Source organism: Pedobacter sp. UYP24, from assembly GCF_054057295.1.
Genome location: NZ_JBSRZD010000002.1, coordinates 19,398 through 32,243, shown reverse-complemented (window position 1 = coordinate 32,243; position 12,846 = coordinate 19,398). Strand labels below are relative to the sequence as shown.

Annotated in this window: 11 protein-coding genes; 4 read left to right on the top strand and 7 right to left on the bottom strand. The window is 40.2% G+C overall.

What is annotated here, in order from left to right:
• Nucleotides 1-7: 7 nt before the first annotated feature.
• The gene (locus tag ACVWYN_RS04770; protein ID WP_457287689.1) at nucleotides 8-1,531 is read right to left on the bottom strand and encodes an OmpP1/FadL family transporter; all 1,524 of its coding nucleotides are present in this window, start codon (nucleotides 1,529-1,531) and stop codon (nucleotides 8-10) included.
• Between the two features lie 21 nt (nucleotides 1,532-1,552).
• Nucleotides 1,553-2,455, bottom strand: coding sequence for a hypothetical protein (locus ACVWYN_RS04765; RefSeq protein WP_457287688.1), 903 nt, complete (start codon nucleotides 2,453-2,455; stop codon nucleotides 1,553-1,555).
• Between the two features lie 103 nt (nucleotides 2,456-2,558).
• Here ACVWYN_RS04765 and proS point away from each other — a divergent pair, with 103 nt between their 5' ends.
• The 4 genes from proS (at nucleotide 2,559) to ACVWYN_RS04745 (ending at nucleotide 6,656) form a co-directional block, all read left to right on the top strand.
• Nucleotides 2,559-4,031 (top strand): proline--tRNA ligase, encoded by a 1,473-nt coding sequence (proS, locus tag ACVWYN_RS04760; RefSeq protein ID WP_457287687.1) that lies wholly within the window; start codon nucleotides 2,559-2,561, stop codon nucleotides 4,029-4,031.
• Between the two features lie 88 nt (nucleotides 4,032-4,119).
• The gene (locus ACVWYN_RS04755) at nucleotides 4,120-5,259 is read left to right on the top strand and encodes a cystathionine gamma-synthase (protein WP_457287686.1); all 1,140 of its coding nucleotides are present in this window, start codon (nucleotides 4,120-4,122) and stop codon (nucleotides 5,257-5,259) included.
• An 11-nt stretch (nucleotides 5,260-5,270) separates the two neighbouring features.
• Complete coding sequence (locus tag ACVWYN_RS04750) at nucleotides 5,271-6,131, top strand: TIGR02757 family protein (protein WP_457287685.1); 861 nt, start codon at nucleotides 5,271-5,273, stop codon at nucleotides 6,129-6,131.
• Nucleotides 6,132-6,143: 12 nt separating this feature from the next.
• On the top strand, nucleotides 6,144-6,656 hold the full coding sequence (locus ACVWYN_RS04745) for a YdeI/OmpD-associated family protein (protein WP_457287684.1): 513 nt from the start codon (nucleotides 6,144-6,146) through the stop codon (nucleotides 6,654-6,656).
• Here ACVWYN_RS04745 and ACVWYN_RS04740 read toward each other — a convergent pair.
• From ACVWYN_RS04740 to ACVWYN_RS04720, 5 genes are all read right to left on the bottom strand, one after another.
• Nucleotides 6,653-7,393, bottom strand: coding sequence for a polyprenol monophosphomannose synthase (locus tag ACVWYN_RS04740; protein ID WP_457287683.1), 741 nt, complete (start codon nucleotides 7,391-7,393; stop codon nucleotides 6,653-6,655). The two genes, ACVWYN_RS04745 and ACVWYN_RS04740, sit on opposite strands and share 4 nt — an antisense overlap.
• Before the next feature lie 32 nt (nucleotides 7,394-7,425).
• Nucleotides 7,426-8,982: a peptide MFS transporter gene (locus ACVWYN_RS04735; protein WP_457287682.1), complete on the bottom strand. Its 1,557-nt coding sequence runs from the start codon at nucleotides 8,980-8,982 to the stop codon at nucleotides 7,426-7,428.
• A gap of 11 nt (nucleotides 8,983-8,993) precedes the next feature.
• A complete protein-coding gene (locus tag ACVWYN_RS04730; protein ID WP_457287681.1) occupies nucleotides 8,994-10,562 on the bottom strand; it encodes a peptide MFS transporter in 1,569 nt (522 codons plus the stop codon).
• 76 nt (nucleotides 10,563-10,638) lie between these two features.
• On the bottom strand, nucleotides 10,639-11,562 hold the full coding sequence (locus ACVWYN_RS04725; RefSeq protein ID WP_457287680.1) for a hypothetical protein: 924 nt from the start codon (nucleotides 11,560-11,562) through the stop codon (nucleotides 10,639-10,641).
• Entirely contained in the window at nucleotides 11,563-12,741 is a 1,179-nt protein-coding gene (locus ACVWYN_RS04720) for an acetyl-CoA C-acyltransferase (protein ID WP_457287679.1), read from the bottom strand.
• Between the last annotated feature and the right edge of the window lie 105 nt (nucleotides 12,742-12,846).

Genomic DNA, 12,846 nt, shown 5'->3' with positions numbered 1-12,846 from the left:
TAATTAATTAAAATTTTACGCCAAAGGTTAAGAATACATTATTTCTGGCTGTTTTAATTTCTGCAACTGGCTCTAATGGATTAGCTGCGGTGCCCAATTCGTAGGGAGCAAGGCTCGTATTGGTTTCCAGTCGTTGATAGGCGAGATCAAAATAGTAATTGTTAACCCGATAGCCTAAACCTCCAGTATAGATCTTAGTATCATAATAACCATTATTATCTGTTTTTACACCGGTACCATTCAATCCGTAGCCCCCTCTTAAACTAAAAAAGTTGTCCAATTTGTACTCAGCTCCAAACCTATAATTAAACGCTTCCTTATAGTTGTTTTTAATGTTATCGTTTTCAGCCATTATCCGGTTGGGGTCATTGCTGTTTACATTATTAGAAAAAAGAATGGAAGAATAATCTATATAATCTACATCAGCACTAATCAATGCTTTTCCACCAATTACGTAGCTGGCTCCCAAAGAGCCTTTAAGCGGTGTGCGGAGCTTATATTGAAATACATAATTGGTTGGGTCGCTAACATAACTTCCCGCACTTGATCCGGTCGCAATTTTTGTGTCAAGAGTTACTGTGGTGTTATCTTCTACTAACAACCAGGTAGGTGTTTGTAAAGTTGCTCCAATACGGAAAGTGCTTACGGGTCTAAAAATAACACCCAACCTACCATTAATACCAGAACCAGTTGTTTGCTGGTTTTGTCTCATTGATAAGCTGTAATTTGAATTTTCTGTTACATTAAAACCAGCTTCAGTAAACTCACTGTCGTTAATATACCTAATATTTACCAGTCCAATACTGGCACCAAGATAGAACTGATTAGAAATGTTTAATGCGCCTGCAGCAGTTAATTCAGATGTAGAACCTGATCTGATCTCACTCTTGCGCTGTACATTATTTACGTCAGTTTCAGGGAAATAAGCACTGGCAGCACCGGGTGTAGAATTAATTGGTCCATATCCGATTAAATAACCGTCATAGGCCATTCTTTCCAAACTTCCAGATTGTAATGACTTCGGATCTGCATTAGCACCATTTGCTAAATCAGAATAATAATCTGCAATCGAGTTGTTTGGATTGGTACCTTTATAGCTGAAATCTGCATTGTAATCATTGTTTCTGGCATATCCAAAACCAAATACAGAACTTACCAAACCCCGTTGCGTATCTTGTCCCTGAGTCCTTAATGTCGGACTGTAAATAACAACGCCTAAGTTGTTTAAGTTAAGACGATCCTTGGAAGATGTTGTATTTGCATTAAGGAAAGATGCATTTCCGTTCATGTTATTGAACTCAGGTGTCAAACTAAATTCTGATTTGGTAAACAAACCAAGTCCTGCAGGATTTGCTCCTAAAGAGCTCATATCTCCACCAACGCCAATTTGTGCGCCAGCCATTCCCTTAAATCTTGCCGTACTTCCAAAGTTTGTTTGTGAAAACCTGAACGCATCAGGTGCAAAACTTTGTGCATATATGCTTCCTGTAGTGGCTACTATAGCCGCCAGTGATAAAATTATTTTCTTCATGTGTGTTTTGATGATCAAAAACTATCCTCTACCTGATCTTGTTGGTCTTGCACCACTGCTGCCGCTGCTGCTTCCTGATGATGACGAACCGCTGCTCCTTGTACCTTCCGATCTGGCGGGAGGAGTATAAGTAGGAGCAGGTCTTTGTGCAGGAGCACTTTCAGTACGTGTTGGTCTTGCTGCCGGAGCAGTAGAACGTTCTGAGCGGCTAGGTGTTGTTGGTGCTGTATTGGGATTAGTACGGTCAGATCTGCTTCTGTCATTTACAACATTACCATTTACATCAACTCGTCTTGTATTTGAGCTTGCAGTTCTGGATGTTGCACGATTGGCCCCAACTCCATTTTCTCTGCCCATGTAAGGTCTCGCTTTATAGTCTTGCACCATAGTAGTTCTACCTGAATAGTAACCGCCACCGTAATAACCACCCCCTAAGAAGCCACCACCATAATATCCGCCTCCATAGCCACCTCCGTAATAGTTTCCGTATCCAAAGTTGTTATATCCAAAGTTGTTGAAACTATAAAATGGAGAAGAAAGATATCCCCAGCCTCCGTAACCGGCACCGAAAAAGTCATTATAACCCAGGTACATGCTATAAGGAGAATACAAGCTTCCGTAAAAATAAGGATCGTAATAAGATCTAAAAGTGGATCCGTAAGAGAAACGATTTATTCTGGAAGAGTAATCCATGTCATAATATGGATCACTCGTTCCGTAGTAGTCATCCTCTTGGTATTGCTGTCCTGAAGGAGCCTCTTGTGACGATCGGATAGCAACCGGCACATAGGTTTTCGCCTGTGCCTTACTACTATACACATCATCGCTATCAACACCCTGCTGAGCAAGCCGGGGTGTAGAACATGACGAAACAGCTATCGCTGTAACGGCAAGAATACTGGTGAAAAAATGAAATGGTTTCATATATATTTGGGTTTTGTGTGTTCTGGTTTTTTTGTAGGTATAAATTTATAAATTTGCGGGATACATTACAAGCTATTTAACACAAAAAACGTTCCAGAGAGCTATGAGCAAAGGCATTACAAGTAAAAACGAAGACTATTCCCAGTGGTATAACGACATTGTTATAAAAGCTGACCTGGCAGAACACTCCTCAGTTAAGGGATGTATGGTCATAAAACCCTATGGATACTCTATTTGGGAGAAAATACAGGCAGTATTAGACCAGAAATTTAAAGATACCGGTCACAGTAATGCCTATTTCCCCTTATTCATTCCTAAGTCATTTTTTTCTAAGGAAGCCTCACACGTAGAGGGTTTTGCGACTGAGTGTGCCGTTGTGACACATTATCGCCTTAAGAATGATGGCAACGGAAACATCATCGTAGATGAGACCGCAAAGCTTGAAGAAGAATTAATTGTTCGCCCTACTTCAGAAACCATAATCTGGAATACGTATAAAGGCTGGATTCAGTCCTACCGTGATTTGCCTTTATTGATTAACCAATGGGCTAATGTGGTGCGCTGGGAAATGCGCACACGACTCTTTTTACGCACTACAGAATTCCTTTGGCAGGAAGGACACACCGCGCATGCAACTGCTGATGAAGCGATTGAAGAAACAAGAAAAATGCTGGATGTATATGCAGATTTCGCTGAAAATTGGATGGCTGTTCCAGTAGTAAAAGGTGTTAAAACACCTAACGAACGTTTTGCAGGCGCATTAGATACCTATTGCATCGAAGCTTTAATGCAAGACGGTAAAGCGCTTCAGGCAGGCACATCACATTTCTTAGGACAAAATTTCGCAAAAGCTTTTGATGTGAAGTTCACCAATAAGGAAGGTAAGATCGAGCATGTCTGGGCAACCTCATGGGGAGTATCTACCAGATTAATGGGTGCGCTTATTATGGCACATAGTGATGATGCAGGTCTTGTACTGCCACCACAACTTGCGCCAATACAGGTGGTTATTGTTCCAATATATAGAAGTGATGAAGAATTGGAAAAAATATCTGCATTTGTAAACGAGCTGTCGCCAAAGCTTAAAAAATTAGGTATATCTGTTAAGTACGACAATAGAGATACGCAAAGGCCAGGCTTTAAATTTGCAGAATATGAGCTTAAAGGCGTTCCAGTAAGGCTTGCAATTGGCGGTCGCGATATGGAAAACGGTACTGTAGAACTTGCCCGCAGAGATACAAGAGAAAAGCAAACGGTAAATCAGGAAGGTCTTGATATTTATATTGCCCAGTTACTGGATGAGATTCAAGCCAATATCTTTAACAAAGCTTTAAAATTCAGAGAAGAGCACATCACTGAGGCCAATTCTTACGAAGAATTTAAAGAATTGTTGGATACTAAGGCAGGATTCATTTCGGCGCATTGGGACGGCAGTCCGGAAACAGAACAAAAAATTAAGGAAGAGACTAAAGCAACCATTCGCTGCGTTCCTTTAAATAACCCATTACAAGATGGTGTTTGTATTTATTCTGGTAAGCCTTCCATACAAAGGGTGTTGTTTGCCAGGGCTTACTAACCGTTAAAAACTAATACATTACCTTTTTAATCTTGCTTTACAGCTTTTTTAAAAACAAGCTTTTTTTATTTAAATCAATTCGTTAACCATGAAATTCGCAACTAAAGCTATACACGCAGGTCAGGAACCAGATCCATCTACAGGAGCGGTTATGACCCCTATATTCCAAACATCAACTTATGCACAGAAATCGCCGGGCGATCATAAAGGTTTTGAATACTCCAGGGGTACCAACCCGACCAGAAAGGCTTTAGAGGATTGCTTAGCCGCACTTGAAAATGCGAAGTATGGTCTTGCTTTCTCTAGTGGTATGGGTGCTACTGATGCCGTACTTAGGTTGCTAAGTCCTGGTGATGAAGTGATTACTGGAAATGATCTTTATGGTGGTTCCTATCGGATTTTTACCAAAATATATGAAAAGTATGGCATTAAGTTTCATTTCCTGGACTTATCTAAACCGGAGAATATATTGCCTTTTATCACCGAAAAAACCAAATTAGTCTGGATTGAAACACCTACTAATCCAACCATGAGGATCATTGATGTAGCTGGAGTGGCAAAGATCACTAAAGAACATAAGTTACTCCTAGCTGTTGATAATACTTTTGCATCTCCTTACCTTCAGAACCCAATGGATCAGGGTGCTGATATTGTGATGCATTCTGTTACTAAATATATCGGTGGTCACTCTGATGTGGTAATGGGTGCCTTATTGGTAAATGACGATCAGCTCTATAAAGACCTTTGGTTTGTCTATAATGCATGCGGTGCAACTCCTGGTCCGCAAGATGCTTTCCTTGTTCTAAGAGGCATAAAGACGCTGCATTTAAGGATGAAAGCACATTGTGAAAACGGGGCAAAGGTGGCGCATTTCCTGCGCAATCATCCAAAGATTGATAAGATTTACTGGCCTGGATTTGAAGACCATCCAAATCATGATGTTGCGAAAAGGCAGATGCGGGATTTCGGTGGTATGGTATCCATTACAATTAAGGATGCTGATTTAAAAGAAACTTTTAGAGTAGCTTCTTCATTTAAAGTATTTACCCTTGCAGAGTCATTAGGTGGCGTTGAATCTTTAATTAACCATCCAACCACCATGACACATGGCTCCATTCCAAAAGAAGAGCGTGAAAAGGTTGGGGTAACGGATAACCTACTCAGATTAAGCGTTGGGGTTGAAGACATTGATGATTTGCTTGCTGATTTGGAACAAGCCCTTAGTTAATTTAATAGCCATTGGAATTTTTAGAACTTAAGGATTTTCTGGATATGAAGTCGGAGCAGTATAACAGGCCTGATTTTATAGAAAATGACCCGATTTGTATTCCACATCAATTTACAAAGAAACAAGACATAGAGATTGCCGCATTTTTTGCGGCAATTTTAGCTTGGGGACAGCGTAAAACAATAATCAATAAATGTAGGGAGCTGTTTGATCGTATGGATAATGATCCTTACAATTTTATGATTTACCATTCAGATGATGACTTGAAGCGCCTGTTGGGATTCAAGCACAGAACATTTAACGATACAGATCTTTTGTATTTTATTTCATTTTTTAAAATGCATTATACACAGTATGATTCCCTGGAGGCAGCCTTTTTGTCGCCTGCTGATGAATTTAACGGCGATTATGTTTCTGATGCCATACCTGGGAAAGCGGAGTTCTACTCTTCTTCCGCGTGTTTACTATCAGAAATAACGCACCAAAGACCAAAAATTGAAAGGAGTCTTAATTACTTCCGTTCGTATTTCTTCTCTTTAGAAGATTATCCAAGAAGAACAATTAAACATGTGTCATCGCCTTTGCAAAAGTCTACCTGTAAGCGCTTAAATATGTTCCTCAGGTGGATGGTACGGAAAGACAATAAAGGGGTTGATTTTGGCTTATGGAACAACTTAAAGCCAAAGGATTTGATTTGCCCCTGCGATGTTCATGTAGATCGCGTGGCGCGTAAGCTGGGTTTGATACAGCGAAAGCAGACCGATTGGCAAACTGCTGTAGAATTGACAAATGCGCTATTAAAGTTTGATCCTATAGATCCGGTTAAGTACGATTTTGCATTGTTCGGTATTGGTGTAACCGAAAAATTCTAGTAATTTTATTTGATGGTGACCTTTAAGGCAGAAATAGAGCGCTTTGCAGAAATGGGCGAAAAGACTGGCTGGACCTATGTCTTCATCCCTCAGGCTTTGGCCAATCAGATCAAACCAGATTGCAAAAAGAGTTTCCGGGTAAAAGGAAAAATAGATCAGCTAGCTATAGAAGGCATGGCTACCGTGCCGATGGGAGAGGGCGATTTTATTCTTGCGCTTAAAGCCAGTCTAAGAAAGCAGTTAAAAAAAGAAGTGGGTGCTGTATTAAGCCTTGATTTGGAAGAGGATAAGGATTTTAAAATAGAAATACCTGAAGATCTTGAGCTTTGTTTAACAGATGAACCAGCATTAATTGCTGGCTTTTTAAAAATGCCTAAGTCGCACCAAAACTGGTATATCAATTGGCTCAATTCTGCAAAGACCGAGCCTACCCGTACAAAAAGAATAGTGAAGATCGTATCCGCTATGGATAGGGGAATGGACTTCGGGGAAATGATGCGGGAAGGAAAAACGCCAAAAAACTAACTGATTGTCTTTCTGTCGTACTTTCTAAACCAGCTCCAAACCTTCATTTGGATTACGCCTATAAAAGCTTCCCTGAATATACGGGTACTCATTTTTGAAGTGCCTTCTGTACGGTCGGTAAATATAATTGGCACCTCTACTACTTTAAAACCATAGTTAAGCGCGGTAAATTTCATCTCTATTTGAAAGGCATAACCCACAAATCTGATCTTATCTAACGGTATAGTTTCTAAAACCTCGCGTGTATAGCATTTAAAACCCGCAGTAGCGTCCTGAATATTAATTCTTGTAATCATCCTGACATACATCGAAGCGAAGTAAGACATCAATACTCTGCTCATTGGCCAGTTTACCACGTTAACACCATTTACATAGCGTGATCCAACAGCGATATCTGCACCTTCCACACATGCTTGGCGCAACCTGATCAAATCGTCGGGATTATGAGAAAAATCAGCATCCATTTCAAAGATATACGCGTATTGTTTTCTCTCCAGGGCCCATCTAAAACCATGTATATACGCCGTACCTAAGCCGAGTTTACCTTTACGTTGTTCCAGGTGTAATGCAGGATATTCTTGCTGCAGCGATTTAACAATCTCTGCCGTACCATCAGGAGAACCGTCATCAATAATTAGGATCTCAAAGAAGAAGCCGAGAGAAAAAACCTTTCTAATGATCTTCTCAATGTTTTCTTTCTCGTTGTAGGTTGGGATGATAACTAAACTGTCTGACACGTATGCTAAATTAAAGAGGCGAAGTTAAGTATTTACTTTACTTCCTGCATCAGCTTTTTTACCAAGGGCGAAATAGCGATCAATACTACTCCTGCAATTAACGAATAAATAGCAAGTTGTTTATAACCATCAGTATAAGTCATTAGTTTTTGAAGGGGAGTATCATTTTCTCCTGCCTCAGAAAGATTTGCGCCTAAAATACCTGCAACATATTGTCCGTATGCGCTTGCTAAAAACCACATACCCATCATTACCCCTTGTAATTTAGGTGGCGACAATTTGGTCATGATAGACAATCCGATGGGCGATAAGCACAATTCTCCAATGGTCACTACAAAATAAGCTATGGTAAACACGTCTAAAGAAGCTATTCCATTTGGCGTAGCAAAGAATCTTGTGGCATAGAATATAAAATATGCGCCACCCAGAAATAAAAAGCCCAGTCCAAATTTAATAATGGTGTTTGGTTCTATCTTTTTCTTCGCAAGGGCGATCCAAATCAAACTAATTAAAAAGGCAAAGATGATGATGAATAGTGAATTGGCAGAATTATTAACGCCATTAGGGTCCAATGTAAGTGCGCCACCAAGTAGCTTGTTATCCAGGTTTCTTGCCGCAAACAAGGCCAATGAACCACCACTTTGCTCATAAATTCCCCAGAAAACAATAGAGAATAAAATAAATACTAAAGCAGCGAGCAACTTTTTTCTTTCAGCAACACCATACTTAGCCATTTCAAAGAACAAATAGAGTAAAGCAGCCGGACCAATAATGTACATAAACCAGTCGGTATACTGCGTTTTAGCAACCATAATCATAATTACCGGGACAACGGCAAGAGTACCGGCATATACGATATAATCATACCATTTTTTGTTGATAGACGTACGTTTAACCAATACAGGTTCAGTAGGTATTTTATCGTCAATTCCTGCTAAAGATTCTTCTGTAATATCCTGATCTCCAGTAGGAGGCAGGCCAATAGGACCCAAACCTTTTTGGGTAAAAAGAAAGGTAATCAAACTGATTGTCATCACTATGGCGGCCAGTCCGAATGCCAGGTGCCATGAATAGTCTTTACCGATTGCGATACATGCATACCCACCTAATAATGCTCCTATATTGATACCGGCATAGAACACAGAAAAACCAGCATCTCTACGCGGATCATCAGAACGATATAATTTACCAACCATGGTAGAGATATTCGGTTTAAAGAAACCCGTCCCTACTACAGTAAAACTGATACCCAAAAAGAAAAACTGATGCGGATCATAGGCTAAGATGGCACTGCCGACAATCATCAATATGCCACCCCAAAACAAAGATTTTCTAAAACCCAGAATCTTATCAGCAAACAAGCCGCCTATAAAAGTAAATGCATATACAAAAGCCTGAGTGGCTCCATATTGTAAATTAGCATCCACATCGTTCATCAATAGCTGTGTCACCATAAAATAGGTGAGCATACCGCGCATTCCGTAGAAACAAAAGCGCTCCCACATTTCCGAGAAGAAGAGCGACCAAAGCTGCTTCGGATATTTCCCTTTAAAATCCTGGATTTGATCCAGCGTTAGGTTTTCAGCCATCCTTAAATTAATTATTTAACTCCGTGCATTAACTTCTTAATCAGCGGATGAAGCACCGTAATAATAAAGCCGGCTACGATTGGAATCAATGTAAAAATCAAGAAAAACGTAGATAAGCTATATTTCTTGGTGATCTCTTCAATCATACTTCCAGATGCACCAGCAAGCTTGTTACCCATCGCGATAAATAAATAGTATACCCCAAACATGAATCCAATCCACTTGGCAGGAACCAGCTTGCTAACGTAGGAGAGGCCTACAGGAGAAATACAAAGTTCACCCAGTGTATGAAACAGGTATGCCAATACCAACCAGATCAAACTTACTTTAATATCTGGAGAAGTAATAGCAGTGGCAGCATAGGCTAGAAATCCAAAACCAATTCCGAGCAATACCAAACCTAAACCAAATTTAAAAGAGGCAGCAAGGTTGTATTTACTTTCCCACCATTTAGAAAATACAGGGGCAAAGCAAATGATAAACAACGAATTTAGAATATTGAACCAAGAGGCTGCAATTTCTGTTGTTTCTGCTGCAAATTCACGTTGAACTTTCCATAGCACAATAACCCAGATAATAGCAAAACTAGCCGCAAGAATCGTGTTCCCTATTTTATATTTCGCAAAGGTTTGTGTAAATAACTTAAATAACACATAAGAAATAATACCCAGTGGTACAATGGTTAAAAGGGCATCTACAATTTTAAATGACAACCCTGCACTTCCAGTTAATATCCTTACGGTATTCTCTTTAGCAAAAATGGTCATACTACCACCGGCTTGCTCAAAAGCAGCCCAAAAGAAGATGGTAAAAATGGAGAATATCATTACTACAATTAACCTGTCCCGAACTATATTGCCTGGTACATGTTCTTCAATCACTTCCTTATCCGGATTCAATTCTTTCTCCGCTGCTTTTAGCTTTCTCTCTTCTCCCGGTAGCAGGCCGATATTACCAAAAATGTTTTTAGTGAAATAGAACTGCAGCATTCCCAGAAACATAAATATTCCCGCTAAACCAAAGCCCCAGCTCCATGAAATCTTTTCGCCGATATAGCCACAAATCATGATACCTAAAAATGCACCCGCATTTACGCCCATATAAAAGATAGAATAAGCACCATCTTTTTTCTCAGGGAAATCCTTATACATTTTAGATACAATTGAGGTCATGTTTGGTTTAAACAAACCGTTTCCAACCATTAAACAACCCAGTCCGATGTATAAGAAAGCAGGTGTTTCCATGGCCATACTTGCATGTCCCAAGGTCATAATCAAAGCACCTAATATTACTGCCCAACGATAACCCAATAACCTATCGGCTATTAAACCACCAAGCACAGGTGTCAGGTAAACGCCCATGGTATAAGTACCATATAGTGTTAAGGCATCAGCCTTAGTCCATTCCCAGCCACCCGCAGCAATGGTTGATGTTAAAAACAAGACCAGTAAAGCACGCATTCCATAATATGAAAAGCGCTCCCACATCTCTGTAAAGAACAAAACGAACAATCCGGCAGGATGTCCGAGCACTTTACTCTCAAAAAAATTATTTGGGGTATCCAAACTCTTTGTACTCATGTTAGTTTTTTAGTAAATATAGTCAGTTCAGTTAGTTCAAAGTGCAAGATAGCTACCTGTAGCCATACTTTCAAACTTATAGCTTTTTTATGGCTTTAGTATTTTTGTCCTTAGGATCTACGTAAAAGTCGTCCAAATTGCTTGGATCATTCTTCAGTTCTACGTTCTCCACAAGCTTTAACCGGCCATTAACAATTTTGTAAGCATCAAAGCTTAAATCCGAAGCGTAAAACTCAAAGTTGCCTACCACATCATCAGAAAAAGGCGCCAAATGATCAAAAACAATCATGTTTACGCTCTTATCCATGGTTAGCGTCATAGAATTAAGCTTGTTGTATTCAAAAACGATTCTACTTTTTGTATTACCAGCTTTTACACCCTCAAAAACAGGCATGCCAAATACGGGCGCTCCCTTATCAAATGAAATAACCTCAAGCACTTTTTTGGTGGTTTTAATGGTATTGCCTTTCCAGCCCAGCAACACAAAATAAGGTGCTTTTCCGGTTACCACCACGGGGATAATTTCATAGTAACGGGCACCATACCAGTTTTTGTTGCTGGTAACCTGGTTAACATCAGTAAAGTTGTCTGTATTGTCAATCAATGGAAAAAGCTTCAGCTTGCCATCTTTAGTCGCCATTTGAATGGCGCCAAAAAAGCGATAACTGCCATCTTCAAGAGGCAGTTGCCAGGAAAAAATGCGGAAAGAATGATCAGGGGATTTTAGGATACTTACCTTTTGCAGCGAATCAAAAGGGAAGGTAAAGGAGGATTGCGTTTTTAACGAATTAACCAGTGTCTTTATAAAAGCAGCATTTTTTGCAAAACGTTCTCCAGTACTTTGCGCAGCTGCGGTTTCATTACCCAGCCTGATCAACGTATCCTGATACTTGGTCATTATCGGAACATTGTTGAAGATAAAGCTATGCTGCGCATTAACGCTACTTGCAAAAAAGCAGGCTAAAAACACAGTTACTAACGCGCGAATGCCTTTGCTCATTTAGCTTAAATTTTCTATTACAATGGCACTGGCACCTCCACCGCCATTACAAATACCTGCCACACCTATTTTGCCATTATTCTGTGCCAAAACGGATAAGAGGGTTACCACTATCCTAGCGCCCGAGGCACCAAGAGGATGCCCCATCGCTACCGCACCGCCATAAATGTTCACCTTATCTGCATCCAAGCCCATCTCTTTATTATTTGCAAGTGAAACTACGGAAAAAGCCTCATTAATTTCAAAAAAATCTACGTCTGCCAAATTCTTTCCAGCCTTAGCTAAAGCTAGCGGAATGGCCTTAGCAGGAGCGGTGGTAAACCATTCCGGGGCTTGCTGTGCATCGGCATAAGCCAAAATCCTGGCAAGAGGCTTCAATCCCAATTCAGCAGCTTTATCAGCGCTCATCAACACCAAAGCTGCCGCTCCATCATTCAATGTGGATGCATTGGCAGCAGTTACGGTACCATCCTTTTTAAATACAGGCTTTAAGATGGGTATTTTATCAAACTTAACGGCAAAGGGCTCTTCATCTTTATCTATTAAAGTAATATCGCCTTTACGGTCTTTAACTTCTACTGCTATAATTTCATGGTTAAAATTGCCATTTTGTTGGGCCTGTTGAGATTTTTTATAAGAACCAATGGCGAAAGCATCCTGATCTTCCCGACTAAAACCACATTCTTCAGCGCAGAGCTCAGCAGCAGAACCCATGTGATAATCGTTATAAACATCCCATAAACCATCTTTTACCAAGCCATCAATAATTTGTCCGTGACCTAATCTATAGCCATTTCTGGCCTTATCCAGATAATAAGGTACATTACTCATGCTTTCCATGCCACCGGCCACAATAATATCCTGCTGTCCGAGGGCAATACTTTGGGCGGCAAGCATGATGGCTTTCGTGCCAGAAGCACACACTTTATTAATGGTTGTACTTGGAACATCTGGTAAACCAGCAAATTTAGCGGCTTGTGTGGCAGGGGCCTGGCCCAAATTAGCAGAAAGTACATTGCCCATATACACCTCTTGCACATCAGCAGGTTTTATCCCTGCTTTTTCTACCGCTGCTTTTATAGCAAGGGCACCCAATTGCGTTGCAGAAAACCCTGCTAATGAACCTCCAAAACTCCCTATAGGCGTTCTTACTGCCGATACGATTACTACCTCTTTCATCTTCAATCTAATTTGGTTGAAAGCAAAGTTATGTAATAATTGCTGTGGAGTAGTAATGGCGTTGCCATTAATCAGCAGTAATTGCAAATGTTTTAATTGGTATTG

Bases quoted from the DNA above. Each gene is read 5' to 3' on its own strand.
- ACVWYN_RS04770 (WP_457287689.1), bottom strand. From the start codon at position 1,531: ATGAAGAAAATAATTTTATCACTGGCGGCTATAGTAGCCACTACAGGA.
- ACVWYN_RS04765 (WP_457287688.1), bottom strand. From the start codon at position 2,455: ATGAAACCATTTCATTTTTTCACCAGTATTCTTGCCGTTACAGCGATA.
- proS (WP_457287687.1), top strand. From the start codon at position 2,559: ATGAGCAAAGGCATTACAAGTAAAAACGAAGACTATTCCCAGTGGTAT.
- ACVWYN_RS04755 (WP_457287686.1), top strand. From the start codon at position 4,120: ATGAAATTCGCAACTAAAGCTATACACGCAGGTCAGGAACCAGATCCA.
- ACVWYN_RS04745 (WP_457287684.1), top strand. From the start codon at position 6,144: ATGGTGACCTTTAAGGCAGAAATAGAGCGCTTTGCAGAAATGGGCGAA.
- ACVWYN_RS04735 (WP_457287682.1), bottom strand. From the start codon at position 8,982: ATGGCTGAAAACCTAACGCTGGATCAAATCCAGGATTTTAAAGGGAAA.
- ACVWYN_RS04730 (WP_457287681.1), bottom strand. From the start codon at position 10,562: ATGAGTACAAAGAGTTTGGATACCCCAAATAATTTTTTTGAGAGTAAA.
- ACVWYN_RS04725 (WP_457287680.1), bottom strand. From the start codon at position 11,562: ATGAGCAAAGGCATTCGCGCGTTAGTAACTGTGTTTTTAGCCTGCTTT.
- ACVWYN_RS04720 (WP_457287679.1), bottom strand. From the start codon at position 12,741: ATGAAAGAGGTAGTAATCGTATCGGCAGTAAGAACGCCTATAGGGAGT.